Origin of the sequence: Celeribacter sp. (genome assembly GCF_048259695.1) — a bacterium.
Classification (GTDB): Bacteria; Pseudomonadota; Alphaproteobacteria; order Rhodobacterales; family Rhodobacteraceae; genus Celeribacter.
This window is the reverse complement of record NZ_JBLXHL010000002.1, coordinates 433,111-459,440: the sequence shown is the minus strand read 5'-3', so window position 1 is coordinate 459,440 and position 26,330 is coordinate 433,111. Positions and strand designations below refer to the sequence as shown.

Genomic DNA, 26,330 nt, shown 5'->3' with positions numbered 1-26,330 from the left:
GCACGACAGACCACACCATCGAAAAGGCGGGCCTTCGGGCGCGCCTTTTTTCGTGGTCGGTGGGTTGGATTTATATGGCGCGACCGCGGGTCACATCACGGCGCGGCGGATCAAGTTCAGACCGGCAATGATCAGAACGAACAGGGTCATGCGGCGGAATTTCTTTTGGTCCAGACGGTCCTGCACCATGTTGCCAATGGTCTGCCCCAACATCACCGGAACAATCATCAACACCGACAATGGCAATGTCTGGGCGTTCAACACACCGGACCGGATATGCGCAAGGCCAAGCGTGATGGCCCCCGCGCCAAAGATGACGCCCGTAATCCGGATCTGTTCTTTCTTGGGTGTATCAATTGCCGTGAGATAGGTCACGGTCAGCGGCCCCCAAATCCCTGCAAGCCCGCCCAAAAATCCCGAGGCCGCGCCGACCACGACATCCGCACGGCCACGTTTGCTCGGATCGACATACATCACGCGCCCGTTGAGCAAAAACAATGCCAGCGCCACGATCGGAACACCCAGAATCAACAAGACCACGTTTTGCGGCAATGCAGCAACGAGTTGCGCGGCGATGACGATAAAAATGAGCAGTGTCGCGATATAAAGCCGGAATTCTCCGGCCACATCCACCGCCGCCCTGATCCCGCCCCCACGCAGGGATTGCCACACGTTGGACAGAACCGTCGGCACGATCATGGCTGCAATCGCGGTCTCGGGGGGCACCACCGAGGCAAGGCCAGAGACCATAATCATGGGCAAAGCAAAGCCTGTAGCCCCTTTGACAAAGCCCGCCAGAACCGTGATCGCGAAAGCAAACACGAGCTGCGGAAGGGTGAGAAGGTCTGTGAGTGTATCTATAAACATGCCGCGTTCATAAGCGCGAAAATCCAACGGGTCATCAAAAATCCGTTGCGACACTTTTAATCATTCCAGAGGCTATTTTGTAAAATATTATTGCGCTGCACCTGCAAAATGACTAGACCTTCGGGTGACGTTCAAAGACGAAGCCCTTTGGCCTTAGACACGTAGGATACGCCCATGACGACCGCAATTTTGTCCGACCTGATAACCCTGACCGCCGCCGCACTTCCCGCTGCGGAAGATCTTCAACAGCGCGCAAAAGATGCGTTACGTGTCGAATTTCTCGACGGTGACCGCATTTCAGGGGCCAAGGTTGACGCGAACCAGACCGCCGCTCACGGCCTTGCGTGGCTGTCCACCTATGTCGAGGCCCTGCGCCAGATGCAAAAATGGGCCGAGGCGCTTACCGCCGATGACAAATTCGGCGAGATCGAGCAGCTGATCCACCAAATCGCGTTTGGCGAGTACCTCAGCCAGATTTACGGCGGCATCCCGATGAACCAGGGGGAGGTCGTGCGCCTGTCGGACATGGGGCTCGGCCTTGTGCAGCCCACAGACAAAAGCGTCACCAAACTCATGCTGAACGGCAACTCTCTGGCCGCCCGGTCGCGCCTCGTCGAATTGATGCGCGACAATCATGGCCATGCAACATTCGGGGCCTCGGGGCTGAACGACGAATTGGAAATGGTTCGTGACCAGTTCCGCCGCTTTGCCGATGAAAAAGTCATTCCCTTTGCCCACGAATGGCACCTCAAGGACGAATTGATCCCGATGTCGGTGATCGACGAATTGGCCGAAATGGGGGTCTTTGGCCTGACCATCCCCGAGGAGTTCGGTGGCTTCGGCTTTCCAAAAGCCGCGATGGTTGTTGTGTCCGAGGAACTGTCGCGCGGCTACATCGGTGTTGGATCGCTTGGCACCCGCTCCGAAATCGCCGCCGAACTGATCCTCACGGGCGGCACGCAGGAGCAAAAGGAACACTGGTTGCCAAAGCTGTCGAGCGCGGAAACCCTACCCACGGCCGTGTTCACCGAACCCAACACCGGATCCGACCTTGGCAGTTTGCGCACCCGCGCGGTAAAGGACGGCGAAACCTACACGGTGACGGGCAACAAAACGTGGATCACCCACGCGGCACGCACCAACCTGATGACGCTTCTGGCCCGCACGGATTCTGCCACCTCGGATTACAAAGGCCTGTCGATGTTCCTTGCCGAAAAGATCCCCGGCGATGACACAACCCCTTTCCCCACCCCGGGCATGACGGGCGGCGAGATCGAAGTACTCGGCTACCGCGGGATGAAAGAATACGAACTGGCCTTTGACGGGTTCAAGGTAAAGGCAGAAAACCTGCTCGGCGGCGAAGAGGGCAAGGGTTTCAAACAGCTCATGGAGACGTTCGAAAGTGCGCGCATCCAGACCGCAGCACGCGCGATCGGAGTGGCACAAAACGCACTCGAAGTGGGCATGCAATATGCCGAGGACCGCAAACAGTTCGGCCAATCCATCATCGCATTCCCGCGCGTGTCGGGCAAGCTTGCCATGATGGCGGTCGAAATCATGGTGGCGCGCCAACTCACCTATTTCTCTGCATGGGAGAAAGATCACGGCCATCGCTGTGACGTTGAGGCGGGCATGGCCAAATTGCTTGGCGCGCGCGTGGCGTGGGCCGCAGCCGACAACGCGTTGCAAATCCACGGCGGCAACGGCTTTGCGCTTGAATACCAGATCAGCCGCATCCTGTGTGACGCGCGGATTCTCAACATCTTTGAGGGCGCCGGCGAAATTCAGGCACAGGTGATTGCGCGGCGTTTGCTCGCCTAATGTCCCGATCTGTCCGGCCTAGAAAGGCGGTGCCTCTTGCGCCGCCTTTTTTGCGAGACGGTCCAAAAACCGCGCCCGCGCCTGTGGCAATGGTTTGTCGGATAACTCGGCAAGAATTTTTGCGATGAAATGTCCCGTGGTGGTCATGCCGTCGATGATCTCGGCATAGACGAGGGACGATTGGCCAAGCAGGCATTGCGGCAGCGGCAGCATCCGGTCCGCCCACTCTCCCGCCCCCTGACGGCTCACGGCACGCCCCGATTTGGGCGACACATAGGCCAGATCATCGGGGCTTCCCGTTACGGCACAGGCCGACAGATCGAGGCCGAATCCCAACTCTTCGAGCAGGGAGACCTCCCAATGCAGATAGGCCAGGGGCCAGTCGGGGTCGACGCCCAAACGGTCAAACAGGCTTATGGTTTCGACGTAGAGATAGTCATGCGGCTCGCGTTCCGGCAGCGTTGAGGTCAACAGGGCGGTCAGCGTGTTGAGCCCCTCAAGCGCCAAAGGATCACCCATCACATCCGCCGCCCGCGAGCGCAAAGGCTCGACGGTGAAGCTGCCCAAATGGTCCTCGAGCCGCGCTTTCCAAGTGACCGAAATTTGCCCGCCGGGCTGAAGGTGCGGCGTCATTTTACGCGACACGCCGCCGCGCACCACACCGGCATGACGCCCGTGTGCCTCGGTAAAGACCTCTACAATTACCGACGATTCACCGTACTTTCGCACGGCGAGAACTGTCCCTTGATCGCGCCATTCCATACCGCACCATGCCCTTGCCGCCCGTGGACGTGCAAGCGGCGAATGCAAGATATCAATGCAGATTGGACATCCGGTAAAGAGACGTGGGGATCAATCGGAGAGGCCAGCCTCATCCAAAAGCGTCCGTCCCTGACGGTCCTCCACCTCGATAATCCACAGATCGGCATCAAAGCTCTTTTGCTTGGCCAATGCCGCATCCACGTCGCGCTCGACACCCTTGGACAAGACATGCCATTCGCGGCGGTCCTCCATCAGGTTAAATTCGCGCTGATACGCCGTGGCGTTCCCGTCGAGGGTATTGAGTTTGATCAAAACCGCGCCCGCAGTTGCGTCGCCTTTCTGGACGACAAAGGCGGGAATATCGGCAAGGCGCAACCGTGACAGATAGGCCGAAACCCAGAACTCTGCGGTTAAACGCGCCACGGATCAGGCATTTCCGTCTTTGAAATCCAGACCCATCTCGCCGTAGCGCTCGGCCTCTTCGAGCCAGTTCGGGCGGACTTTGACCTGCAAAAAGAGGTGGATTTTGCGACCCAGAAAGTCGGACAATTCCTCACGCGAGGCCCGCGAAATCCGTTTGATGGTCTCGCCTTTCTTGCCCAGAATAATGCCTTTGTGCCCATCGCGCGAGACATAGACGATCTGGTCCACACGTGCGGATCCATCGGCCCGCTCTTCCCACTTCTCCGTCTCGACGGTGAGCTGATAGGGCAACTCCTGATGTAGGTTCAGCGTCAGCTTTTCGCGCGTCATCTCGGCGGCGATCATGCGCAGCGGCAGGTCGGCAATCTGGTCTTCGGGGTAGAGCCACGGACCTGCGGGCACCTCTTTGGCGAGCCATTTGCGCAGATCATCTACACCGCGCCCTTTTTCGGCGGAGATCATAAACGTCTCGACGAAATCAAAGCGCTCATTGAGTTTTTGGGTCATGGCGAGCAGCTTTTCGACGTCGACCATGTCAATTTTGTTGATAGCGAGCGCGATTTTGCCGCGCACGGGATTCTCGGCCAAAGCGGCCAGAATACCCTCGACGCCCTCGGACAAGCCGCGATGCGCCTCGACCATCAACACGGTGATATCCGCATCGGCGGCCCCGCCCCATGCGGCGGTAACCATCGCACGGTCAAGGCGGCGCTTGGGTTTGAAAATACCTGGCGTGTCAACGAACACGATCTGGCTGTCGCCCTCGATCGCGACGCCGCGAATGCGGGCGCGTGTTGTTTGCACCTTGTGGGTCACGATGGAGACCTTTGCGCCAACCATGCGGTTGAGCAGCGTCGATTTCCCTGCGTTCGGCTCGCCGATGAGGGCGACAAAGCCCGCGCGGGTCTGGTCGTTTGCGTCAGCCATGCTAGGCCTCCAGTTTTTTCAAAAGCGCCTTTGCGGCGGATTGTTCTGCATTGCGTTTCGAGGGCGCTTTGGCCTGTTCGCTCTCGCCGCTTTCCAACGTCACTTTGATCGTAAAGACCGGCGCATGGTCGGGACCGCTGCGCTCGACCGTCTCATACCGTGGCGGGTTTTGTTTGCGGGCTTGCGCCCATTCTTGTAGCGCGGATTTGGGATCACGTGCGTCATCCTCGACACCGTCGATCCGCTCGCCCCACAGGCGCAGCACCATATCACGTGCCGTCTCGAAACCGGCGTCCAGATAGACGGCGGCGATGACCGCCTCCATCGCATCGGCCAAAAGCGCCTCTTTGCGGCGCCCGCCCGACAACATCTCCGAGCGGCCCAGTTTGAGCACCTCACCGAGGTTGATCTGACGGGCGACATCGGCGCAGGTTTCCTTGCGCACCAAGGCGTTGAACCGCGGGGCAAGCTGCCCTTCGGCGGCGGTTTTGTCGGCTTGGAACAGCGCCTCTGACATGGTCAGACCAAGCACGCGGTCGCCGAGAAACTCGAGACGTTGGTTGTCGGGGCGCGTTGCCGAGGACAGCGAGCTGTGCGTCGTAGCGCGGATCAAAAGCTCAAGGTTGTTGAACTCATGCCCGAGACGCGCCTGAAACGCTTTGAGATCTGCTGAAATCTTCAATTGATTTTCTCGTAGAAACGATCAAGTCTCCACGTCCAAAAGAACAGGAGGGATTTACCGGCGGCGGAGAACATGACGCGATCCACCCGGCCGAGCAGGAATTCTTCGGGGACAAATCCGACGCCGACGGGCTGTGCCACACGGCTATCGGCGGAGTTGTCACGGTTGTCACCGAGAAAGAAATATTGACCGGCGGGAACGGTAAATACGGATGTATTGTCGACGCGGGTCTCGCCAATATTGAGGATCGAATGCGCGTGTCCGTCAGGGAAGGTTTCGATGAACTTCTCTTTGATGCACTGACCGCCCAGTCCCGGCGCAGGGTTGGAACAGCGCGGCGTGTTGCCCGCGCGCCCTTGGCCCTCAAAGGTTTCCACGAACACGCCATCGGGCGTTTGTTTGGCCTCTTCGCCGTTGATGAACAGCACGCTGTCTTTCATCTGGATTTTATCACCCGGCAGGCCGACAAGCCGTTTCACAAAGGCACGGTGTTGGGTGGGGTGTTCGAACACGACGACATCTCCGCGCTCGGGGGCCTTATCCAGAATGCGGCCCGAGACGGGACACATAAACGCGAACGGGCACGAATACTTTGAATAGCCGTAGCTCATTTTGTTGACGAACAAAAAGTCGCCGATGAGCAGGGTATCTTTCATCGACGATGATGGAATGAAAAACGGTTGGAAAAAGAACGACCGGAAAATCCCCGCGATTAAAAGGGCGTAGACGACTGTTTTCACAGTTTCGGTCGCGCTGTTTTTAAAGCTGCTCATTTATACTCGGGTCCGTTCTGTAAATTCCGTGCGCACTCTTGCGCGGGGTATATCGCTAAATGATTGGCGCAGGGCATGGAGTCAAGGTGAAGCCGCGCCACACGGCCCCTTTGAGCGAGGAATTGTAGGGTTTTCGCGTCAGGTTCGGGGGCTTATGCCCCGCGTTTTCGCGCTTCGATCACGACAAAGGCCTGCGCCCAGGGATGATCGTCCGTCAATGTGACATGGATGATCGCCTCATGACCCTCGGGCGTCATCGCGTCCAAACGCTCTTTGGCCCATCCCGTCACCTGCATCACAGGTTGCCCCGTTTCGAGGTTGCCCACCGACATATCGACCCACGAAATCCCCATCGCAAGACCCGTCCCAAGCGCCTTTGAACAGGCCTCTTTCGCGGCCCATCGTTTGGCGTAGGTGCCGGCCACATCGCGGCGACGATCGGCCTTGGATTGCTCGACCGGCGTGAAGACACGATTTTTGAACCGGTCTCCGAACCGGTCCAAGGTGCCCTGAATCCGTTCTATGTTGGCCAGATCTGTGCCGATACCAAGGATCATCGCTTACCCGCGCGCCTCGTTCATCAGGCGGCGCATCTCGCCAATGGCAGGTTGGATGCCGCGGAAAATGGCCTCCCCGATGAGAAAGTGACCAATATTCAACTCCACAATTTGTGGCAGGGCGGCGATGGGTTTGACGGTGTCATAGGTCAACCCGTGACCCGCGTGGACCTCCAAGCCGAGACTGTCGGCAAACACCGCCATCTCGGTCAGGCGCACCAGTTCCGCGTCCCGCGCACCAAAATCGCCCTCGGCATGAAGATCGCAATAAGCCCCCGTATGCAGTTCGACCACGGCGGCCCCAATGCGGGCGGCAGCTTCAATCTGTGGGCGGTCGGCGGCGATAAAGATCGACACGCGACACCCCGCATCGCGCAAGGGCGCAATGAAATGGGCCAGACGGTTCTCGTCGCGCGCGACCTCCAACCCGCCTTCGGTCGTGCGCTCCTCGCGCTTTTCAGGGACAAGACAGACAGCGTGGGGTTTGTGGCGCAACGCAATGGATTGCATCTCATCCGTCGCCGCCATTTCAAAGTTGAGCGGCACGGTGAGGGCCTCCATCAGGCGCTCGATATCGGTATCCGTGATGTGGCGACGATCCTCACGCAGGTGCGCGGTAATGCCATCGGCACCGGCCTCTTCGGCCAGTTTCGCGGCACGGATCGGGTCGGGATAGGCCGAACCGCGGGCGTTGCGGACGGTGGCAACGTGGTCGATATTCATACCAAGGCGAAGGGGCGCTGTCTCGTGCATTGGGGGGCCTTTTCTACGCAATTATGTGCTCTCTCAAAGCGACAATAGCCCGCTGCGATTGAAATCGAAACGGTGAAATCGTGATCGGGACAATCAGGGTTTACGATGATTTGCTTGCGCTTTTTCGCGCAGCTTTTCGAGCTTTGCCTTGAGCTTTTTACGGCGCCGCGCCTGATAGGCGACAATCATCGGCAGCGTGAGGTAATATCCGACAAGCCCCGCCACAAGACCCGGAACAATGCCGCCGACGAGGTAGGGCAAAAACACCTCGTGAAAGAACCGGATAAGCGCGTTCCAGTTGGCATCAGCGTCCGAAAATATCGCAAGGAAATTGCGCAGCAAATCATCCGCCGCATCCAGAAACTTTCCGGAAAAGGACCGCTCGTGCATGTGGTTGAATTCGGTTCCCAGAATAAAGTGACCCATTTTCAAGGACACCACACCAATCGGCACATAGGTCAGCGGATTGCCGATAAAAGTTGCCAGAAGAGCCGCGATGACATTGCCGCGCACCAGTTTTGCAAAGGCAAATGCGACCACAAAGTGCAGCCCGAAGAGCGGAGAAAAGACCGAGAAGATGCCCGCGAACACGCCGCGCGAAATAGTTTGGGGCGTATCGGGTAGACGGTGCAGGCGGTGTTGCAGGTAAAGGGCGGCGCGATGCCACCCCCCCTTTGGCCAAAGAGATCGAGCGAGCCAGGTTAAAGGGGTCAGTTTGTTGCGGCGCTTAAAGACCATGTTTCCCCTCCCTTACTCTATGGTTTTCGGTCGAGGTCGCGGTAACGGCGAATGCGCGCCACATCACTTTCCGCCTCAAGGGCGAGCATGACCGCGTGCAAATGTTCCAGATCACGCAAATCCACATCGACGATGAGACGGTAAAAGTCGGGCTTTCGATCCACAAAATTGAGGTCGGAAATATTGGCCTTTTGTTCGCCGATCAACGAGCAAATGCGCCCCAGAACGCCCGCGCCATTGGCTATCGTGACGTCGAGCGACACGGTGTGTTCGGGCGCATGCGGCCCCGCGTGCCATTGCAGATCAACCCAACGGCTCGTCTCGGCCTCAAGCTCCTCAAGGGCGGGACAGTCAATCGCATGTGTGACCACGCCCTTGCCACGATAGGTGATACCGACAATCCGCTCGCCGGGAATAGGCTGACAGCAGTCGGCGCGGTGATAGGTTTGCCCCTCTTGCAGACCCAGAACAGCACGCTTGGCCTCGACCTCGTCGCTTTCATGGATCAGCTCGGGATAGACCGTGCGCACAACGGCGGAGGCCGCCAATTCGGCGGACCCGACACGGGCCAACAATTCCTCGCTGGAGGGCAATGACATTTGGTTGGCGGCAGTTTTGAGCGCCTTATCGGTCGCCTTTTTGCCGATATGTTCAAACGATACTCGCACCAGTTCACGGCCCAGTTTGACGAACCGTTCGCGATCCTCTTCGCGCAGGGATTTGCGGATTGCGGCCTTGGCACGACCCGTCACAACGATGTCGATCCACGTGCCTTGCGGGCGCTGCCCCTCGGCGGTGAGGACAATAACGGACTGGCCGTTCTTGAGACGGGTCCAGAGCGGCACGCGGATGCCGTCCACTTTGGCCCCCACACAGCTGTCGCCAATCCGCGTGTGGATTGCATAGGCAAAATCGAGCGGGGTCGCGCCCTTGGGGAGGGAAATCACTTCGCCCTTTGGCGTGAAGCAGAACACCTTATCGGCGTACATTTCCAGTTTCACATGTTCGAGAAACTCGCTGTGGTTTTCGGAGGCCTCAAAGCGTTCGGTCAGTTGGGCGAGCCACTTTGCCGGATCAACCGCAAACGGGTTCTGGGCGCGCACACCGTCACGGTAGGACCAATGCGCCGCAACACCGCTTTCGGCCACTTCGTGCATCTGGCGGGTCCGGATTTGCACCTCGACCCGCTTGCCATCACGCCCCGACACCGTGGTGTGGATCGACCGGTAGCCGTTGGATTTGGGTTGGCTGATGTAATCCTTGAACCGGCCGGGGACGACTTTCCACCGCTGATGGATGACGCCAAGCACACGGTAACAATCGGCCTCGGAACGGGTGATAATGCGAAAGCCGTAAATGTCGGACAGGCGTGAAAAGCTTTGCTGCTTTTCCTCCATTTTGCGCCAGATCGAATAGGGCTTTTTGGCACGGCCAAACACATCGGCGTCCACATCGGCCTTTTCCAAAGACGCGCGGATGTCGGTGGTGATTTTGTGGATCACGTCGCCTGTTTCACGCTGCAACGTGATAAAGCGGCGAATGATCGAGTTACGGGCCTCGGGGTTGATGACACGGAACGAGAGATCCTCAAGCTCCTCGCGCATCCACTGCATCCCCATGCGTCCAGCGAGGGGCGCAAAGATGTCCATCGTCTCGCGGGCTTTTTGCTGTTGCTTGTCGTCGCGCATGGATTTGATCGTGCGCATATTGTGCAAACGGTCGGCGAGTTTGACAAGGATCACCCGCAGATCCTTTGACATGGCCATAAACAGCTTGCGGAAATTTTCCGCCTGTTTTGTCTCTGTCGAGGACAGTTGCAGGTTGGTCAGCTTGGTCACACCATCGACGAGCTCGGCCACACCGGTGCCGAACCGGCGCTCGACCTCGGCGTAAGACGCGCGGGTGTCTTCGATCGTGTCGTGCAAAAGGGCGGTGATGATTGTCGCGTCATCAAGCGCCTGTTCGGTCAGGATCGCGGCGACCGCAACAGGGTGCGAAAAATACGGCTCGCCGGAGTGGCGAAACTGCCCCTCATGCATCTCTAGGCCATAGGCATAGGCCTCGCGAATGAGGTCGGCATTTGTTTTGGGATTATAGTTGCGGACCAATGCGATCAGGTCTTCGACGTCGATCATGTTCGGTCCGCAAACTCCGTTTGTGGGATCCCTTTCGGGCTCTCGGTCTTATTGCTGTCCTTGCGCTTCCATAAGGGCGCGGAGCAGTTTTTCTTCGGACATGTCGTCATCGGCGGGCTTGTCAGCCTCTTGACCCATCAAAAGCGCCATCTGGTCTTCTTCGGGTTCGTCGACTTCGATCTGTGTCTGGTGGAACTCGATCGCACGTTCGCGCAGGGCGTCGGCGGATTGTGTTTCGTCGGCAATTTCACGCAGGGCAACAACGGGGTTTTTGTCATTGTCACGGTCGACAGTCAGGGCGGACCCTGCGGCGATCTCACGCGCACGGTGAGAGGCGAGCATGACGAGCTCAAAACGGTTCGGAACCTTGTCGACGCAATCTTCTACGGTCACGCGAGCCATGGGATCTCCAATTCTTAACTGTGCGGGGCAACAAAGGCACTATCTAGGGGCAGATACCCCGCATTGCAAGTTGAGAATACCAAGAAACCGCCCGCAAATCCCCCGTTCACAGCGGTTTTATCGCCGCACGTTCACTTTCGGACAGATCATCACACATCTGCGCAACTGTTTTGCCCGAAAGGGGGTGAACCCAGTCGGGGGCCACATCGCGTAAGGGAATCAAGACAAACCCGCGATCCTGAATGCGCGGATGCGGCAAAAGCAGGCCGCGTGGCGTGCGGTTGCGTTGCTCGTCCGCAGGCATCGTGATCCACCCGGACACGGTTCTGGCATCGGGATAGACTGTGGCCCCGAGAGCCAACAGATCGATATCAAGGGTACGGCCCGCCCATCGCGTTTGGCGGACCCGACCGAATCGCGCCTCGATCCGGTGCAACAGCGCCAAAAGATCCGCCGCCCCCTGACCCGTTTCGACAACGGCACAGGCATTTACAAAATCGGGACCCGCGCCAGCCGGAAAACACGGGGTGAGATACAAGGGGCTGACCGCCCGTAGCGACAGCCCCGCCACGGCGCCCAGTTCCGCAAGGGCCGCACGCAGGGTTTGCGCCGGCCGCCCGACAGGCGAGGCCAGATTTCCCCCAAGGGCAAGATACGCAAATTGTCGCTGATCCTGATCAGGCATGGTGGCGTCCTCTCTCCCCCCTGTATTTTCTGGCACGTTACAGTTATGTGAATTTGGCTTTACTGGTAAGAATGGTTTCGTCGCGATATATCTTCGACAGAATTCACTCAGGCATACGTAATAAGTCCGATAAGCATAAAAGGGCAAAACATGTTTTATAAAGACGAACGACTGGCTTTGTTCATTGACGGGTCAAACCTTTACGCCGCAGCAAAGGCGCTCGGGTTCGACATCGACTACAAACTGCTGCGTCAGGAGTTCATGCGCCGTGGCAAAATGCTGCGTGCGAACTACTACACCGCCTTGTTGGAGAATGATGATTATTCACCCATTCGACCGCTTGTCGACTGGTTGAACTACAACGGCTTCACCATGGTCACCAAGCCCGCCAAAGAGTTTACAGACTCGATGGGGCGCCGCAAGATCAAGGGCAACATGGACATTGAACTTGCTGTCGACGCCATGGAATTGGCGCCACGCATCGACCATGTCGTGATCTTTTCGGGCGACGGCGATTTCCGCCCCCTTATTGAAAGCCTGCAACGTCAGGGTGTACGGGTCTCTGTGGTCTCCACGATCCGCAGCCAACCGCCGATGATTGCCGATGAATTGCGCCGTCAGGCGGATAACTTCATTGAGTTGGACGATTTGCGCGACGTAATTGGCCGCCCGATGCGCGAACCACGCGACCTTGACACCAACACGAGCAACTAAACCGCGACCGACGACACAGGTCACATAGCGCCTCCGCATCGCCGGAGGCGTTTTCATCCGGGCCGCAACGGGTGGCACAGGCATTGCCAAGCCGCGCTCAAGCCAATACCTCTAGGGCCAAGGAGCGCACACCATGACACAATCCCCTCTCACCCTCTATCTCGCCGCCCCGCGCGGGTTTTGCGCCGGCGTTGACCGCGCGATCAAGATCGTCGAAATGGCGATCGAGAAATGGGGGCCGCCTGTCTATGTGCGCCACGAGATTGTGCATAACAAGTTTGTGGTCGACAGCCTCAAGGACAAAGGCGCCATTTTCGTCGAGGAACTTGACGAATGCCCCAATGAGCGCCCCGTTATTTTCTCCGCGCACGGCGTGCCTAAAGCGGTGCCGGCAGAGGCCGCAAAGCGCGAAATGATCTATGTCGACGCCACCTGCCCGTTGGTGTCCAAGGTCCACATCGAGGCCGAGCGCCATCATGCGGACGGGTTACAGATGGTGATGATCGGCCATGCGGGCCATCCCGAGACCATCGGCACCATGGGGCAGTTGCCTGAGGGCGAAGTCTTGCTTGTGGAGACCCCCGAAGATGTGGCGGGTCTTGAGGTGCGCGACGCCGAAAAGCTCGCCTTCATCACCCAGACCACGCTTTCAGTCGACGACACGGTGGATGTGATCGCAGCCCTGCGCGCACGGTTCCCCACCATCGTCGGCCCCCACAAGGAAGACATCTGTTACGCCACCACCAACCGTCAGGCCGCGGTGAAAGCCATCGCGGCCCACATCGATGCGCTGTTGGTCATCGGTGCGCCGAACTCGTCCAACTCACAGCGCTTGGTCGAGGTGGGCCGCGCCAATGGCTGCACCTATAGCCAACTCGTTCAACGCGCCACGGATATTGATTGGCGCGCCCTTGACGGGATCACAAACGTTGGCATTTCGGCGGGAGCCTCCGCCCCCGAAGTGCTCGTCAACGAAGTGATCGACGCGTTCAAAGCGCGGTTCAACGTGACTGTGGAACTGGTCGAGACCGCACAAGAGAACATCGAATTCAAAGTGCCGCGCGTTTTGAGGCAGCCCCATGTCGGTTGAGTTTTTAGCCACCGCATTCATCGTCTGTCTGGCCCCCGGGATTGGTGTGATCTTTACCCTGTCCACAACGCTCGGGCGCGGATTACGGGCCGGGTTTTGGGCCATTACCGGATGCACTCTGGCAACCGTGCTACACCTGTGCGTGGCCCTCGCGGGGCTTGCCGCGGTTTTGCAAACCTCCGCCGTGCTGTTCTCCGCCATCAAATATGCGGGCGTGGCTTACCTGCTTTATATGGCGTGGAGCACACTCAAAGGCACGGGGTCGCTCAAGGTCACGCCTGACAGCACCCCGCTGTCTGCGCACCAATTGGTGCGGCGCGGGTTGGTTTTGAATATTCTCAACCCGAAGCTGCCGATGTTTTTCGCGGCGTTCCTGCCGCAATTCATTCCCGCACAGGCGGCCCACCCGACCCTTTTGTTAATCGAACTCGGCCTCGGCTTTGTCATCATGACCTTTGTCGTGTTTGTCCTGTATGCTCTGGCTGCCGGATGGCTGCGGGTGCGGGTTGTCGAAAGCGATCGCGCAATGGCATGGATGCGGCGCGTCTTTGCCGCGTCCTTTGTGGGACTTGGCGCGAAACTTGCACTGGAACGGGCGTAACATCCCCGATGAGAGGTCGATAAATGCCCGAAATTCACGCTTGGACAGATGGTGCTTGCTCCGGAAATCCCGGCCCTGGTGGTTGGGGTGTTTTGATGCGCGCCATGAACGGGACCGAGATCGTCAAGGAACGCGAACTCAAAGGTGGCGAGGCGGACACGACCAACAACCGCATGGAGTTGCTCGCCGCGATCAACGCCCTTGAGACCCTGACGCGCCCCACCGACATCACCATCACCACCGATAGCGCCTATGTCAAAAACGGTGTGACGGGGTGGATTCACGGCTGGAAACGCAACGGGTGGAAAACCGCGAACAAAAAGCCCGTCAAGAATGTGGACCTGTGGCAACGCATCGACGCGGCGCAAGAAACCCATACCGTGACGTGGAAATGGATCAAGGGTCACGCCGGTCACGCCGAAAACGAGCACGCCGACGAGCTTGCCCGTGCGGGCATGGCCCCGTTTAAAAAGGCGTCCAAATGACCCTGATTGAATCCCTCGATTATGCGGCTGTTGTGGTCTTTGCGATCACGGGGGCGTTGGCGGCCTCGCGGGCGCAACTCGACATTGTCGGCTTTGCTTTTGTCGCCTCTCTCACGGCGGTGGGCGGCGGCACGATCCGTGATCTGTTGTTGAAACGCGAGGCGGTGTTCTGGGTCGAAAACACCAATTATATCTTCTTTGCCGTCATCGCGGCCTTTGCCGTTTTCTTTGCCGCGCACCTGTTCGAGAGCCGTCTGAAAGCCCTGATGTGGCTGGACGCCGTGGCGCTTGCCGTTGCGGTTTCCGCAGGGGCCGGTGTGGCGATGGAGATGGATCAATTGCCACAGGTCGTGGTGATTATGGGCATCGCCACGGGATGCTTTGGCGGCTTGATGCGTGACGTGGTGTGCAACGAAGTGCCGCTTGTTCTCAAGCAAGGCGAGCTGTACGCCTCCGCCGCTTTCGCCGGGGCCTTGGCCGCCGTCATCGCATCGTTTGTAACGGCCTCGCCCCTTGTGATCAGTTTGGCCTGTGCGGCCACAACATTCATCCTGCGCGCGGGCAGTCTGAAATTCGGGTGGTCCTTACCGGTGTATAAATCCCGCCCGCCACGCAGCTGAGCCGTTAGAAAAAGTCGGCGTAATATTCGGTTGCAAGCAGGGCAAGGATACAGGCCACGGCCCATCCACCGGGGCGAAACATCAACCAGATGCAGGTGCCAACCACGATGCGCAGGGCCAAGCGCGGGATCGCCAGAATTGCAAACATTTAGCGGCGGTCCGACAGCTTCTTCCAGATCCAGATCAGCGCCATCGCACCAAGGATCGCGCCGACAAACCCCGCAGCCATCCCGAACAAGGCCCCGACAAGGCGCAAGATCAAGGTCCCGAACAACGCCCCCGCAATGCCGATGGCGATGGTAACGGGTACGGATGACCGCAAATCCAGGAGCCGTGTGGCAATAAACCCGGCCGCGGCACCAACAATCACGAGAACCAAAACGGGCATGGGTTACCTCCGCCGCCAATGGGTTGGGATGATGATAAGCGCACCCAGAGACGAGACAATCGCGTTCACCCCCGCAGGGCGCAACCCGATCCCGAACATCAGTTTGACGAAATACGCCAAAAACGCGCCGCCGACACAGATGATGATGGATTGCAGGTAGCCGTTGCGGGTAAAGCCGACCTTTTCGGAGGCATAGCCCACGATACCTGCGATCACCACGGTGCCGATCATGACGGGAAACATATGCGATCCTTTACGCGAACTTGGTGCCTTCGGGCATATCCAACCCTTTCAGAATTTCGGCGACAGGCATAGCCCGTTTTCCCTCGCGCTGCGCCGTTGTGATCTCGACCGCACCCGCCCCACACGCGATGGTGAAATCACCGATGACCTCCCCCGCCGCACCATCCGCATCCACGACACGCGACATGTGGAATTTGATCCGCTCGCCGTTCAGATCCGCCCATGCGCCCGGAAACGGGGTGAGGCCACGGATTTGGCGGTCAACTTCGGTCGCGGGGCGCGACCAGTCAATTCTGGCTTCGGCCTTGTCGATCTTTCTGGCGTAGGTCACACCCGTCTCGGATTGAACCTCGGGCGTCAAAAGCCGCAGCGTATCAAGCGCCGTAACGATGGCATCCGCGCCCATATCGGACAGGCGGTCATGCAAGGTCGCGGTGGTGTCGTTGGCCGCGATGTCGGTCTCCTGACGCAATAAAACCGGCCCCGTATCAAGGCCCGCCTCCATCTGCATAATGCACACACCCGTGGCCGCATCGCCCTCGATCACCGCGCGATGAATGGGCGCCGCGCCGCGCCACCGCGGCAACAATGACGCGTGGATATTGAGGCAGCCATGTGTGGGCGCATCAAGCAACGCCTGTGGCAAAATCAGACCGTAGGCCACCACAACCGCCACCTCCGCGTCAAGCGCCGCAAAGGCCGCCACATCGGCGGGGTCTTTGAAGTTGAGCGGATGACGGACGGGCAAGCCAAGTTGTTCGGCGCGGGCCTGAACCGGTGTCGGGCGATCTTTTTTACCCCGACCGGCGGGACGGGGCGGCTGACAATAGACACAGGCGATCTCGTGCCCCGCCTCGACCAAAGCATCGAGCACAGGCACAGAAAACTCCGGCGAGCCCATAAAGGTCAGTCTCATTTGATCACCCCGAGCTTTTTGGCCTTTTTGAGGAACATCTGGCGCTTCACCGGTTTGAGATGATCGAAATACATCTTCCCGTTGAGGTGGTCGATCTGGTGCTGCACCGAGGTGGCCCAAAGACCGACAAAGTCACGCTCTTCGTGCTCGCCTTGCGCATTCATGAACGTGACCGTGACGGCACGCGGGCGCGAAATCACGGCAGACATCGTGGGCAGGTTCGGGGAGGCCTCTTCGTGTTCGCGCGGTTGCGCAGAGGCGTGCAGGACACGCGGATTGGCCATGCGTACCGCGCGGCCACGTTCGTTGGAGCAATCCACAACGGCCAATTGCATCATCACACCGATCTGCGGCGCGGCAAGCCCGTAACCGGGCATGGCGTCCATCGTTTCCACCATATCATCCCAGATCGCGCGCACCTCATCGGTGACCGCCTCAACGGGCGGCAAAGCCGTTTTCAGACGCTTGTCAGGATAGGGGATAAAGGGTCGGGCCGCCATTGTTGTCACCTTTGACTGTCAGGCGGAGACCGCCCGTGAGCGCATATTTCAAATGGCGTCAGTCGCGCATTTGCTCGCGCTTGAGTTTTTGCATTTTGCGCGTGATCATCTGACGCTTCATCGGTTTGAGATAATCAATGAACAAGGTACCGTTGAGGTGGTCGATCTCGTGCTGCACACAGGTCGCCCAAAGGTCATCGAACTCCTGCTCGTGGTCTTTGCCCTCGATATCCTGCCAGGTCACGCGCACCATTTTGGGGCGCTCGACATCGGCGTACTGACCCGGGATCGACAAACAGCCCTCTTCATACACATTGCGCTCTTCGCTTTCCCATACCACATTCGGGTTCACGAGGATCATGGGGGCGGGCGCTCCGCCCTCTTCCTTGACGCAATCCATCACCATCAGGCGGTTCATCACGCCGATCTGCGGTGCGGCCAAACCGATGCCCGGCGCGTCATACATGGTTTCAAGCATATCATCCGCCAAAGCCGCGAGTGCTTTGTCGAATTCAGTGACGGGATCACATGCTTTTTTAAGGCGCGGGTCGGGATGTATCAGGATGTGCTTCAGGGTCATATCGCAGCATGTAATCAATGCGCCGCCACTTCGCAACTGTGCGTGATCATGTGGCGCAATACCTCAAATCAAAAAATGTGGTTTTCTATGTGTCACGATGCGCTTTAGCATGGCGCAAAACAGATAAGGACAGACTATGAGCCACTCCCCCTTCGACGACCTCATCGACCGCCACGGCACCCACAGTGCAAAGTGGGACAGCATGGAATCGCTTTACGGCGTCCCGGCGTCTGACGGGATCGCGATGTGGGTCGCCGATATGGATTTCCGCCCGCCTGCCTGTATTCAGAACGCGGTCGAGGAGATGGCCGCACATGGCGTCTACGGATACTTCGGGGATGAAAGCGACTATAAGGCCGCGATCGGGTGGTGGATGCAAAACCGCCACGGATGGACCATCAACCCCGACTGGATTTTCACCACGCACGGTCTGGTCAACGGAACGGGGCTATGCCTTGACGCCTTTACCAAAGAGCGCGACGGCGTGGTTTTGACGACCCCCGTTTACCACGCCTTTTCCCGCACGATCAAAGCGGCCGGGCGCACCGTTGTCGAATGCGAACTGGCGTTAACGGACGGGCGTTACGAGATGGATTTCGACACTTGGGACGCGCAAATGACAGGGTCAGAGACCATGTTCATCCTGTGCTCGCCCCACAACCCCGGTGGTCGGGTCTGGACCCGCGACGAATTGCAAGGCGTCGCGGATTTTTGCGTCCGTCACGATCTCATACTGGTGTCCGACGAGATCCACCATGACCTCGTGTTCGGCGGCCATAAACACATCCCGATGGCACAGTTTCGCGATATATCCGACCGCTTGGTGATGATGACCGCGACGACGAAAACCTTTAACATCGCAGGCACCCATTCGGGCAATGTCATCATCGAAGACCCCAAACTACGCGCACGGTTCGCGAGCCGCCTTATGGCATTGGGCATCTCGGCCAACTCGTTCGGTCTGGCCATGGCAACGGCGGCCTATTCCCCCGAAGGGGCGGCATGGGTGGACGATCTGGTTGCCTATATTGACGGCAACCGCATGCTCTTTGACGAGACGGTCAATGCCATTCCGGGCCTCACATCCATGCCACTTGAGGCCACCTATCTGGCGTGGGTCGATTTTTCGGGGACGGGCATGTCGCGACAGGAGTTTACCGACCGCGTACAAAAAGGCGCACGGATTGCCCCCAACCACGGGCCAACGTTTGGCAAAGGGGGCGAGAGCTATCTACGGTTCAACCTTGCGACACCGCGCTCGGTGATCGCGGAGGCCTGCGCACGGCTACGCGACGCGTTTAGCGACCTGCAATAACGCGGACCCTAGCGCGCGAGCAATGCAACCGGCGCATCATCGGGCCGGTCGTAATCCAGTGGCGCCTTGTCGACCGCCGCCGTGGAGCGCTTGAACTCGAACGTCATCTCGTGGCCGTCATCCTCGCTTGCGACGATGAGCGCCTGATAGAGGTGGTTCGCGCCATCATACAGGTCCACAAGACCACGCAGATGGGCCGCGTCATCATGGTCCAACGCAAACCCGCCATCCCACAGCCGCAACACGCGAAATGTCTCGCCTCCGGCCTGTACCCGCAAACGCGAACGCTTTTTCAGGCTCGCTTTGCGGGCCATTTCCAAGCCCTCACGGACTTCTTTGGACAGGTATTCGGACACGCGCTTTCTCCTTTTTCCTTGTCACCGAAGCGACAGTCAAAAGATGGGGCATTCATGGTTTCAGTCAAGTTAACGTTCTGTGACACAGCGGGATTGACGCGGTGACAGTTACCCTATTGCCGCACTTTCGGGCGCAAAACGTGAGGCATATCAGGATCATAAAGTGCGCTATCCTTGAAATCGGCCACCTCGCCAAGGGCCGGCCCGACAAGGATCAACGCCGTACGGGTGATTTTTTGATCCCGCACTTTCGCGCGAATATCGGCCAATGTGCCACGGATCAGCATCTGGTCGGGCCACCCAACACGGTAGGCCACGGCAACGGGACAATCCGCACCATAGTACGGCGCCAACTGACGCTCAATTTCACGCAGGTTGCGCACGCCAAGGTGGATGGCAAGTGTCGCCCCCGTGCGGGCAAAGTTTTCCAACGTTTCGCCGGCGGGCATGGACGTGGATTTCATCGACACACGGGTGAGCACGATGGATTGCGCAATCTCGGGAATGGTCAATTCCTGCCCCAAGGCGGCCGCGGCAGCGGCATAGGCCGGCACCCCGGGAATAATCTCATAGTCGATCCCGTCCGCCCGCAAACGCCGGATTTGCTCGGCAATTGCACCGTACAAAGACGGGTCGCCACTATGCACCCGTGCAACATTCTGGCCTTTGGCATGGGCGGCTTTGATCTCGGCGTGGGTGTCGTCCAGTGTCATCGGTGCCGTGTCCATCACCTTTGCTCCCTCGGGCGCACAGGCAACGACTTCGGCGGGGACAAGCGAGCCCGCATAGAGGCACACAGGGCATTCACCGATCAGGCGCTCGGCCTTTTTGGTCAACAGTTCGGGATCGCCGGGGCCAGCCCCGATAAAGTAAACAGTCATGACGCGTCCTTGTCATCGAGGTGGCGGTTGCCAACGTTTTCGAGGTCACCGTCAATCCGGCGGGAATAGCCACGCGGGGTATACATGCGCGGGCCCTCACCAAGGAGCGCAAGGCGCGAATTGGACGAGCCGATCAACACAACGGTGAGCATATCCACCTCGTCCACCTCCAACGCGTCCAAGCGGCGATAGCGCACATTCTCGGTCGGACGGCCAAGGTTCGAGGCGAGCATCACGGGCGTATCGGCGGGGCGGTGCTCTAGCAAAATATCACGCGCCTCGGCCAACAACGTGCGGCGCGTGCGGGACACGGGGTTGTAGAACGCAATGACGAAATCGCCCTCGGCGGCGGCCTTGAGACGGCGCACGATATCGGCCCGTGGCGTCAGCAAATCCGACAGGGAGATGGCGCAGAAATCATGGCCAAGAGGCGCACCCGCGCGGGCCGCAGCGCCCTGAAGCGCCGAAACACCGGGCGAACAGACAATCTCTGACCGCCGCGCCGCATCCGACACGCCATGCGCCTCGGGTCCACGGTCGAGCAACTCGAACACCAGTGCGGCCATGGCATAAATGCCCGCATCGCCCGAACAAACGAGGGCAACATTCTTACCTTTTGCTGCCTGTTCAAGGGCATAGCGGCAACGATCCTCTTCACCACCAAGGGGAAAATCGGATCGTGTTTTGCCCGTCGCCAAGGGGCCAAGCAGGTCAAGGTAGAGGCTATAACCGACAAGTTCTTCGGCCTCGGCCACGAGTTTGGAAACCTCCGGTGTGCGCCATGCGGCCTGACCCGGACCGATGCCCACCACAGACAGCCGTCCGCGCGGGCGGCCATTAAGCACGGTGATCGGCGCGTCTGCTTGGGTCAGCGCACAGGTGGTATTGGCGGTTTTGCGTTTCTGCGCAAAGAGCGCACCGCCCGAGGCAAGGGCCGCACCCTCGGCCACGCCGTGGCAACCGACCTCGGCAAACACCACGTCCGACGGGTTGGCAAGACGGTCGGCAACGGCCTCCAGTTCAGCGGCGGTGAACAGGCGCAACGGCACGTTCAGACGTGTCGCGAGAGCGGTCATTGCGGGTTCATCCGCCTTCAGATCTATAGTCGCCACACAGGCAATCGCGCCCGCAGCAACCCCCGCATCCGCAAGCATCGCAGAGACGTTTTGCCATAGCTCCTCAGGGTCGGCATTGCGCGCACAGCCAACGCCAAGCGCATAGCGCTGCGGGTGGTAGACAAGCCGCGCTCCGCTGCCCTCAACAGGCGCATCGGTGACGGTCAATTCGACATCGCCGCCCGCGTCCTCAAGATCGAAAATATTGTGTCCTGACAGGGAGATACCACTACCGGACAACAGGTTCGCCATCGCGTCTTTGGCGTCCTCGGGATTGGCAAGGCGGTAGCCCGCGGGCGGCACATCCAAGGCCACGCCAAGCGCCAGATCCCCCGCCGTGGTCAGCGCCGCTTTGGCCCCCAAAGCCTCTGCAATGTCCTTGGCCAAGCGGTTGGCCCCGCGATGCCCGCCAAGCAGCGGAATCACCACCGAACCGTCGTCAGCCACGGAGAGCACGGGCGGCTCGGACCGCTTGTCATTGAGCAAGGGCGCCACGGCGCGAATGAGGATACCACTGGCACAGACCCCGATCACCGGAATGCCCGCCGCAAAGAGGTCGCGGATATGGTCTAAGGCATTGGGAAACATGACTTTTGCTTGGGTGCGACCTTCGCGGCCATGAAGCTGTGCGCCCAGAGCGACAGCAATCCGTGCGGCGGTTTTTTCACCCGCAGCGTTGAGGGCGATAACGACAGGAGTTAGAGCCACGGGTCGGCCCCTTTCACGATTAGGATCATTGAGAAATACGGTGCTTTTGCGGGGGCCTCGGCGAGCGGCAGGACCACCTCGTCGGGGCAGGAGGCGCGTTCGATATAGACGGCTTTATCCGTCAGGCCGGCGTCGGAAATCATGCTGCGCACCGCGTCGAAATGGCGGCCCAGTTTCATGATCACAAGCGTGTCGGCCTCCTGTCGGACATGTGTCGGACCTTTGTCGGGCAAAAGCCCGCCTTGGGCCACGAGGTGCGGCGCGGGAATAATCGTCACGACCTCGTTGCGCGCGGCCATCGGCACCCCCGCCACGGCGGCACAGGTGGTCACGGAGGAGACCCCGGGGACGACCTCGACCGCGTAGTCGGATTTGAGACGGGCAAAGAGATACATGAAGGAGCCGTAGAAAAACGGGTCGCCCTCGCACAGCACAACCACATCGCGACCGGCGTCAAGTTCGGCGCGGATGGCGGCGGCCCCTGTGTCATAGGCGGCTTGGGCGGGGGCGCGGTCGACCGTCATCGGCACGTCCATCACGATCTCGGGGGTGCCTGCCGTGATGTGATCCGCCGCGATGGTGCGGGCAAAGGACGTCCCGCCCGCAAGAGCCGGATAGGCGATGACATCCGCACCGGCGATGAGACGCGCCGCTTTGAGGGTCATCAGCTCGGGATCCCCCGGGCCAAGGCCGATACCGTATAGTGTTCCGCTCATTTGGTCAGGCTCCATTGGGTGACGGTCATCGACGGTTTCCATCCCGTCAGGCGGCCAACGGGCACGGCGCGCTCAACGGCGATGCGCGTCAGGGTCCCGCCGTATTGCGCGTGCAGGGACAACAGCACCGCCTCGCCTTCCAGTGTGACGGTGTTGGCCACCAGTCGTCCGTGGGGTTTGAGGGCGGCCCATGCGACCGCAAAGACCCCGGGGGTCAATCCGCCACCGATGAATACCGCATCGGGCGCGGGCAGGTTGGCGAGGGCTTCGGGCGCGGTGCCGTCGATCAGGGTGAGCGCGGGTGCGCCGAGCGTGATGGCGTTTTGGGCGGCAAAGGCGCGGCGGTCGGCACGGCATTCAACGCCGATGGCGCGGGCATCACGGGCGGCCCGCATCCATTCGATGGCCACGGACCCCGCGCCACAGCCGACGTCCCACAACAGCGCCCCGCGTGCGGGGGCCAGTTTGGCGAGGGTGATCGCGCGGACCTCTTGTTTCGTCATCGTGCCGTCAGAGGCAAAGGCGCTATCGGGTAGCCCCGTGCGCGGCAGGATCGCAGCCCCCTCCTGTGCGATGCACCGCACCGCAAGGGTGTGAAAGTCGGGCACCGCATGGGACCACGCGTCGGCGGTGCCGTCAAAGCGTGCCTCATCCGTGCCGTTCATATGTGCCAGAGCGGTCATTTGCGACGCGCCATAGCCCCGCTCGCGCAAAATCTGCGCAACTTTTGACGGGCTAGAGGCGTCTTTTGTCAAAATGAGCAAGTTTTGTGACGGAGCAAGGAACGGGATAACCTGTTCGGCGGGGCGCCCGTGGATGGTCAGTGTTTCGCAATCGGCAAGGCTCCACCCCATCCGCGCGGCGGCGAGTTGGAAGGCGGAGAGTTGCGGGTGAAACAGGATTTCGGTCGGGTCAATGTCGCGGGCAATCCGGGCGCCCACGGAATACCAAAGCGGATCACCCGTGGCGAGGACGGCCACGCGCTTTCCCTTGAGCGATTTGAGGTCCGCGATCAGCGCATCGAACGGCGAGGGCCACGCGCGGCGTGCGGCGGTCAGATGCGCGGTCAGATCGTGGTGCCGGTCCGCGCCAAAGATCACCTCGGCATCCTCCAGAATGCTCAGGGTTGCGGGGGACAGGCTGTCCGCGCCATTGTCGCCGATGCCGATCACATGCAGCCATGCGCTCATGTGTGCTCTCCGATTTCGGGCAGACCAACGGCAAGCGCGTTGACGGCGGCCGAGGCGATGGCGGACCCGCCGCGACGTCCGCGCAGGGCGACGAACTCACAGCCGCGCGGGTTGGCGGCCAGTTCGGCCTTGCTTTCGGCAGCACCGACAAAGCCCACGGGGAAGCCGAGGATCAGCGCGGGTTTGGGCGCACCTTGGTCGATCAGCTCCAACAGGTGAAACAGCGCGGTCGGCGCATTGCCGATGGCCACGACAGCGCCCGCAAGGTGGTCGGCCCAGAATTCGACCGCCGCCGCCGAACGGGTGTTGCCGATGGATTTGGCGTGATCGGGCGTGCGCGGATCGTTGAGGGTGACGATCACCTCGTTATCTGCGGGCAGGTAGCGACGGATGATACCCGCGCCGACCATTTCGCAATCGCACAGGATCGGTGCTCCGCCCGCGAGGGCCGCGTGACCCGCCGCGTAGGCATCGCGCGAAAACGCCAGACGGTCGGCCACTTCGACCATGCCACAGGCATGGATCAGCCGGATCGCAAGCCGTTCCATCCCCGCGTCGAAACGGTCCAGACGGGCCTCGCGGCGCACGGTGTCAAAGCTCGCGGCGTAGATCGCGGCGGGGTCTTTTTCATAGGGGCGCACGGGTTATCCCTTTGCCTTACGGGCGCTTTCGGGACCGTGGGGGTGTTTGGCGTGCGGGTAGACGGGGTGCGCATGATCGTGGTCATGGTGGTGGTGATGACCGTGGGAATGAGCGTGACTGTGGCCGTGGTCATGTGCGTGGTCGTGACTGTGCGCATGGCCGTGGTCGTGGTCGTGGTGATGATGGTGGTCGGGGATGTCCAAACGGCACACGCCCGTACAGAAGGTATCGCACAGGGTGCAATCGGCCACGTTTGATCCCGGTGCGGAGGCCCCTTGCCCCTCGACGTGGTGGTGGTGGCTTTCCTGTATCGCGCCGACCTCGGCCTCGAAGCCAAGCACTTCGACACGGTATTTGCACAACACACAGGTGGGCGGCGGGGCGGCGGCAAGGGCGGGATGGGCCGCAGCGCGGTCTTCGGCGGTGATTTTTGTCCCGTCCCCGGTGGCGAGTTTCTGGGTGCGGAACGGGCAGATCCCACAGTTGGGCACAGGCACGGGGCCGGTTTGCTCGATGATGCGTTCGGCAAAGGTTTCGAGCACCTTGGGGTGGTCATTGAGGTAGCCGGCCTTGACGAACTGAATGTCGGGATGCGCGGCGGCCACCTGATCGGTGAAGCCGTAAATACGGTCGATCAGGATGCCGGTGAACAGGAAGTACGGAAACACGATGACGCGTTTGTAGCCCAGTTTCGAGACGTGTTGCAGTGCCGGTTCCACGAGCGGGAAGGTGACGCCGGAATAACCGACCTCGCACCAGCCAAAGCCCATGCCCTCCCACAACATCCGTGCAATTTTGGACACGTTGCCGTTGGCATCGGGATCAGATGCGCCGCGCCCGATCACGACCAGGGCGGTCTCGTGCAGTGGCAGCGCGCCGTGTTCGGCATTGGCCGCATCGACGGCGGCGCGCACGCGTGCGCCTGCGGCGGCGATCATTTTGGGGTCCACGCCCAACTCGCGCCCGTAGGACACGTCAATGCCGTGGGTCGCGGCATAGGTGTTGAGCACGGTGGGGATGTCGTTTTTGGAATGCATCGCGGCGAACAACATGCCCGGCACGGCGAGGATACGGTCACATCCCGCCTCGCGCAGCCGGTCCAACCCGTCACGGATCACGGGGTTGGCAAACTCCAGATAGCCGTAATCGACCATCCAGTCGTCCGGCAAAAGCGCGGGCAGCTTTTCGGCCAGAACGGCAAATTCATCCACGGCGGCCTGGCTGCGTGACCCGTGGCCGCAGATCATAACTCCGGTTTTCATAATAGCTTCAAGCCTCCTGCGGCTCGGCGTCGACCTGACCCTCGGCCTCCGGTGCGTCTGCGGATTGCGCGCCTGTTTCTTTTGTGCCGCTGACGGCCCCCCAAACGGCGATCCCGGCGGCGATGCCCAAGGCGATCCCCGCGACCCAATGGTCATGCCCTGCGACGTCGGCGAGATGTCCGACATGTGCAAAGGATGGGGGGGCGATAAGGGTAAAGAAAAACGCAAGAACGCGGGTCATGTCTATTCCTTGTTGTTTGTCCCGATGGTCGGGGCGTTGCACTCAAGGAGGCTAGGCACAGATGGAAACCTGTCCCTTTGACGATGCTGTGCGAGATCCCCGATGTGGGTCAATCTACCGTCAGCCAACCTCTCTGGCCCTCCGAAGCGAGGGCGTCGTCGCCCCCCGTATAGGATGCGGCACGGAGATTCTCAAACGCTTTAGCGATAACAGTCACGCGTCACGCGGCGGCGCATTGTGCG

Annotated in this window: 33 protein-coding genes; 7 read left to right on the top strand and 26 right to left on the bottom strand. The window is 60.0% G+C overall.

Annotated elements, in window-relative coordinates:
- Nucleotides 1-90: 90 nt before the first annotated feature.
- On the bottom strand, nucleotides 91-867 hold the full coding sequence (locus ACN0Q0_RS05785) for a sulfite exporter TauE/SafE family protein (RefSeq protein WP_417242425.1): 777 nt from the start codon (nucleotides 865-867) through the stop codon (nucleotides 91-93).
- A 174-nt stretch (nucleotides 868-1,041) separates the two neighbouring features.
- On the opposite strand from ACN0Q0_RS05785, the gene ACN0Q0_RS05780 reads away from it, so the two are divergent.
- Entirely contained in the window at nucleotides 1,042-2,688 is a 1,647-nt protein-coding gene (locus tag ACN0Q0_RS05780; protein ID WP_417242424.1) for an acyl-CoA dehydrogenase family protein, read from the top strand.
- Nucleotides 2,689-2,706: 18 nt separating this feature from the next.
- On the opposite strand, the gene recO is transcribed toward ACN0Q0_RS05780, so the two are convergent.
- The 11 genes from recO to folK form a co-directional block, all read right to left on the bottom strand.
- Nucleotides 2,707-3,450 (bottom strand): DNA repair protein RecO, encoded by a 744-nt coding sequence (recO, locus tag ACN0Q0_RS05775; RefSeq protein ID WP_417242423.1) that lies wholly within the window; start codon nucleotides 3,448-3,450, stop codon nucleotides 2,707-2,709.
- A gap of 90 nt (nucleotides 3,451-3,540) precedes the next feature.
- Complete coding sequence (locus tag ACN0Q0_RS05770) at nucleotides 3,541-3,873, bottom strand: DUF1491 family protein (protein WP_417242422.1); 333 nt, start codon at nucleotides 3,871-3,873, stop codon at nucleotides 3,541-3,543.
- A gap of 3 nt (nucleotides 3,874-3,876) precedes the next feature.
- Complete coding sequence (gene era, locus ACN0Q0_RS05765) at nucleotides 3,877-4,800, bottom strand: GTPase Era (RefSeq protein ID WP_417242421.1); 924 nt, start codon at nucleotides 4,798-4,800, stop codon at nucleotides 3,877-3,879.
- 1 nt (nucleotide 4,801) lies between these two features.
- On the bottom strand, nucleotides 4,802-5,482 hold the full coding sequence (rnc, locus tag ACN0Q0_RS05760) for a ribonuclease III (RefSeq protein WP_417242420.1): 681 nt from the start codon (nucleotides 5,480-5,482) through the stop codon (nucleotides 4,802-4,804).
- Complete coding sequence (gene lepB / locus ACN0Q0_RS05755; RefSeq protein WP_417242419.1) at nucleotides 5,479-6,255, bottom strand: signal peptidase I; 777 nt, start codon at nucleotides 6,253-6,255, stop codon at nucleotides 5,479-5,481. The genes rnc and lepB overlap by 4 nt, the downstream gene beginning before the upstream one ends.
- Nucleotides 6,256-6,407: 152 nt before the next feature.
- Nucleotides 6,408-6,812, bottom strand: a complete 405-nt coding sequence (gene acpS / locus ACN0Q0_RS05750) for a holo-ACP synthase (protein ID WP_417242418.1) — start codon at nucleotides 6,810-6,812, stop codon at nucleotides 6,408-6,410.
- A gap of 3 nt (nucleotides 6,813-6,815) precedes the next feature.
- A complete protein-coding gene (locus ACN0Q0_RS05745) occupies nucleotides 6,816-7,565 on the bottom strand; it encodes a pyridoxine 5'-phosphate synthase (protein ID WP_417242417.1) in 750 nt (249 codons plus the stop codon).
- A 93-nt stretch (nucleotides 7,566-7,658) separates the two neighbouring features.
- Complete coding sequence (locus ACN0Q0_RS05740; RefSeq protein WP_417242416.1) at nucleotides 7,659-8,303, bottom strand: DUF2062 domain-containing protein; 645 nt, start codon at nucleotides 8,301-8,303, stop codon at nucleotides 7,659-7,661.
- Nucleotides 8,304-8,320: 17 nt separating this feature from the next.
- Nucleotides 8,321-10,438: a RelA/SpoT family protein gene (locus ACN0Q0_RS05735; protein ID WP_417242415.1), complete on the bottom strand. Its 2,118-nt coding sequence runs from the start codon at nucleotides 10,436-10,438 to the stop codon at nucleotides 8,321-8,323.
- Nucleotides 10,439-10,486: 48 nt separating this feature from the next.
- A complete protein-coding gene (gene rpoZ / locus ACN0Q0_RS05730) occupies nucleotides 10,487-10,840 on the bottom strand; it encodes a DNA-directed RNA polymerase subunit omega (RefSeq protein WP_417242414.1) in 354 nt (117 codons plus the stop codon).
- Nucleotides 10,841-10,946: 106 nt separating this feature from the next.
- Nucleotides 10,947-11,525, bottom strand: coding sequence for a 2-amino-4-hydroxy-6-hydroxymethyldihydropteridine diphosphokinase (folK, locus tag ACN0Q0_RS05725; protein ID WP_417242413.1), 579 nt, complete (start codon nucleotides 11,523-11,525; stop codon nucleotides 10,947-10,949).
- Between the two features lie 150 nt (nucleotides 11,526-11,675).
- Here folK and ACN0Q0_RS05720 point away from each other — a divergent pair, with 150 nt between their 5' ends.
- The 5 genes from ACN0Q0_RS05720 to ACN0Q0_RS05700 all read left to right on the top strand — a co-directional run bounded on the left by ACN0Q0_RS05720 (nucleotide 11,676) and on the right by ACN0Q0_RS05700 (nucleotide 15,035).
- Entirely contained in the window at nucleotides 11,676-12,239 is a 564-nt protein-coding gene (locus ACN0Q0_RS05720; protein ID WP_417242412.1) for an NYN domain-containing protein, read from the top strand.
- Nucleotides 12,240-12,372: 133 nt separating this feature from the next.
- Nucleotides 12,373-13,329, top strand: coding sequence for a 4-hydroxy-3-methylbut-2-enyl diphosphate reductase (gene ispH / locus ACN0Q0_RS05715; protein ID WP_417242411.1), 957 nt, complete (start codon nucleotides 12,373-12,375; stop codon nucleotides 13,327-13,329).
- Nucleotides 13,319-13,930, top strand: coding sequence for a LysE family translocator (locus ACN0Q0_RS05710; protein WP_417242410.1), 612 nt, complete (start codon nucleotides 13,319-13,321; stop codon nucleotides 13,928-13,930). The genes ispH and ACN0Q0_RS05710 overlap by 11 nt, the downstream gene beginning before the upstream one ends.
- Before the next feature lie 23 nt (nucleotides 13,931-13,953).
- A complete protein-coding gene (gene rnhA / locus ACN0Q0_RS05705) occupies nucleotides 13,954-14,415 on the top strand; it encodes a ribonuclease HI (protein ID WP_417242409.1) in 462 nt (153 codons plus the stop codon).
- Nucleotides 14,412-15,035, top strand: a complete 624-nt coding sequence (locus ACN0Q0_RS05700; RefSeq protein WP_417242408.1) for a trimeric intracellular cation channel family protein — start codon at nucleotides 14,412-14,414, stop codon at nucleotides 15,033-15,035. The genes rnhA and ACN0Q0_RS05700 overlap by 4 nt, the downstream gene beginning before the upstream one ends.
- A gap of 4 nt (nucleotides 15,036-15,039) precedes the next feature.
- Here ACN0Q0_RS05700 and ACN0Q0_RS05695 read toward each other — a convergent pair whose 3' ends face one another.
- From ACN0Q0_RS05695 to def (ACN0Q0_RS05670), 6 genes are read right to left on the bottom strand one after another with little or no spacing between them, the layout of a single operon-like run.
- A complete protein-coding gene (locus ACN0Q0_RS05695; protein WP_417242407.1) occupies nucleotides 15,040-15,183 on the bottom strand; it encodes a hypothetical protein in 144 nt (47 codons plus the stop codon).
- Nucleotides 15,184-15,423, bottom strand: a complete 240-nt coding sequence (locus ACN0Q0_RS05690) for a GlsB/YeaQ/YmgE family stress response membrane protein (protein ID WP_417242406.1) — start codon at nucleotides 15,421-15,423, stop codon at nucleotides 15,184-15,186.
- Between the two features lie 3 nt (nucleotides 15,424-15,426).
- Nucleotides 15,427-15,666 (bottom strand): hypothetical protein, encoded by a 240-nt coding sequence (locus ACN0Q0_RS05685; protein WP_417242405.1) that lies wholly within the window; start codon nucleotides 15,664-15,666, stop codon nucleotides 15,427-15,429.
- Between the two features lie 10 nt (nucleotides 15,667-15,676).
- Complete coding sequence (fmt, locus tag ACN0Q0_RS05680; protein ID WP_417242404.1) at nucleotides 15,677-16,582, bottom strand: methionyl-tRNA formyltransferase; 906 nt, start codon at nucleotides 16,580-16,582, stop codon at nucleotides 15,677-15,679.
- The gene (gene def, locus ACN0Q0_RS05675) at nucleotides 16,579-17,082 is read right to left on the bottom strand and encodes a peptide deformylase (RefSeq protein WP_417242403.1); all 504 of its coding nucleotides are present in this window, start codon (nucleotides 17,080-17,082) and stop codon (nucleotides 16,579-16,581) included. Before def (ACN0Q0_RS05675) ends, fmt begins: the two co-directional genes overlap by 4 nt.
- Before the next feature lie 58 nt (nucleotides 17,083-17,140).
- Complete coding sequence (gene def, locus ACN0Q0_RS05670; RefSeq protein ID WP_417242402.1) at nucleotides 17,141-17,662, bottom strand: peptide deformylase; 522 nt, start codon at nucleotides 17,660-17,662, stop codon at nucleotides 17,141-17,143.
- A 136-nt stretch (nucleotides 17,663-17,798) separates the two neighbouring features.
- Between def (ACN0Q0_RS05670) and ACN0Q0_RS05665 the strand changes: the two genes are divergently transcribed.
- Nucleotides 17,799-18,977, top strand: coding sequence for a MalY/PatB family protein (locus tag ACN0Q0_RS05665; protein ID WP_417242401.1), 1,179 nt, complete (start codon nucleotides 17,799-17,801; stop codon nucleotides 18,975-18,977).
- 8 nt (nucleotides 18,978-18,985) lie between these two features.
- Here ACN0Q0_RS05665 and ACN0Q0_RS05660 read toward each other — a convergent pair whose 3' ends face one another.
- The 8 genes from ACN0Q0_RS05660 to ACN0Q0_RS05625 form a co-directional block, all read right to left on the bottom strand.
- Nucleotides 18,986-19,333, bottom strand: a complete 348-nt coding sequence (locus ACN0Q0_RS05660) for a hypothetical protein (protein ID WP_417242400.1) — start codon at nucleotides 19,331-19,333, stop codon at nucleotides 18,986-18,988.
- 113 nt (nucleotides 19,334-19,446) lie between these two features.
- Entirely contained in the window at nucleotides 19,447-20,214 is a 768-nt protein-coding gene (cobM, locus tag ACN0Q0_RS05655) for a precorrin-4 C(11)-methyltransferase (protein ID WP_417242399.1), read from the bottom strand.
- Nucleotides 20,211-22,037 (bottom strand): precorrin-3B C(17)-methyltransferase, encoded by a 1,827-nt coding sequence (cobJ, locus tag ACN0Q0_RS05650; RefSeq protein ID WP_417242398.1) that lies wholly within the window; start codon nucleotides 22,035-22,037, stop codon nucleotides 20,211-20,213. Before cobJ ends, cobM begins: the two co-directional genes overlap by 4 nt.
- Nucleotides 22,028-22,753 (bottom strand): precorrin-2 C(20)-methyltransferase, encoded by a 726-nt coding sequence (gene cobI, locus ACN0Q0_RS05645; RefSeq protein ID WP_417242397.1) that lies wholly within the window; start codon nucleotides 22,751-22,753, stop codon nucleotides 22,028-22,030. Before cobI ends, cobJ begins: the two co-directional genes overlap by 10 nt.
- Nucleotides 22,750-23,943, bottom strand: coding sequence for a precorrin-6y C5,15-methyltransferase (decarboxylating) subunit CbiE (cbiE, locus tag ACN0Q0_RS05640; RefSeq protein ID WP_417242396.1), 1,194 nt, complete (start codon nucleotides 23,941-23,943; stop codon nucleotides 22,750-22,752). The genes cobI and cbiE overlap by 4 nt, the downstream gene beginning before the upstream one ends.
- The gene (locus ACN0Q0_RS05635; RefSeq protein ID WP_417242395.1) at nucleotides 23,940-24,584 is read right to left on the bottom strand and encodes a precorrin-8X methylmutase; all 645 of its coding nucleotides are present in this window, start codon (nucleotides 24,582-24,584) and stop codon (nucleotides 23,940-23,942) included. The genes cbiE and ACN0Q0_RS05635 overlap by 4 nt, the downstream gene beginning before the upstream one ends.
- A gap of 3 nt (nucleotides 24,585-24,587) precedes the next feature.
- Nucleotides 24,588-25,847, bottom strand: a complete 1,260-nt coding sequence (locus ACN0Q0_RS05630) for a sirohydrochlorin chelatase (RefSeq protein ID WP_417242394.1) — start codon at nucleotides 25,845-25,847, stop codon at nucleotides 24,588-24,590.
- A gap of 7 nt (nucleotides 25,848-25,854) precedes the next feature.
- Nucleotides 25,855-26,088, bottom strand: a complete 234-nt coding sequence (locus tag ACN0Q0_RS05625) for a DUF6732 family protein (RefSeq protein WP_417242393.1) — start codon at nucleotides 26,086-26,088, stop codon at nucleotides 25,855-25,857.
- Nucleotides 26,089-26,330: the final 242 nt, after the last annotated feature.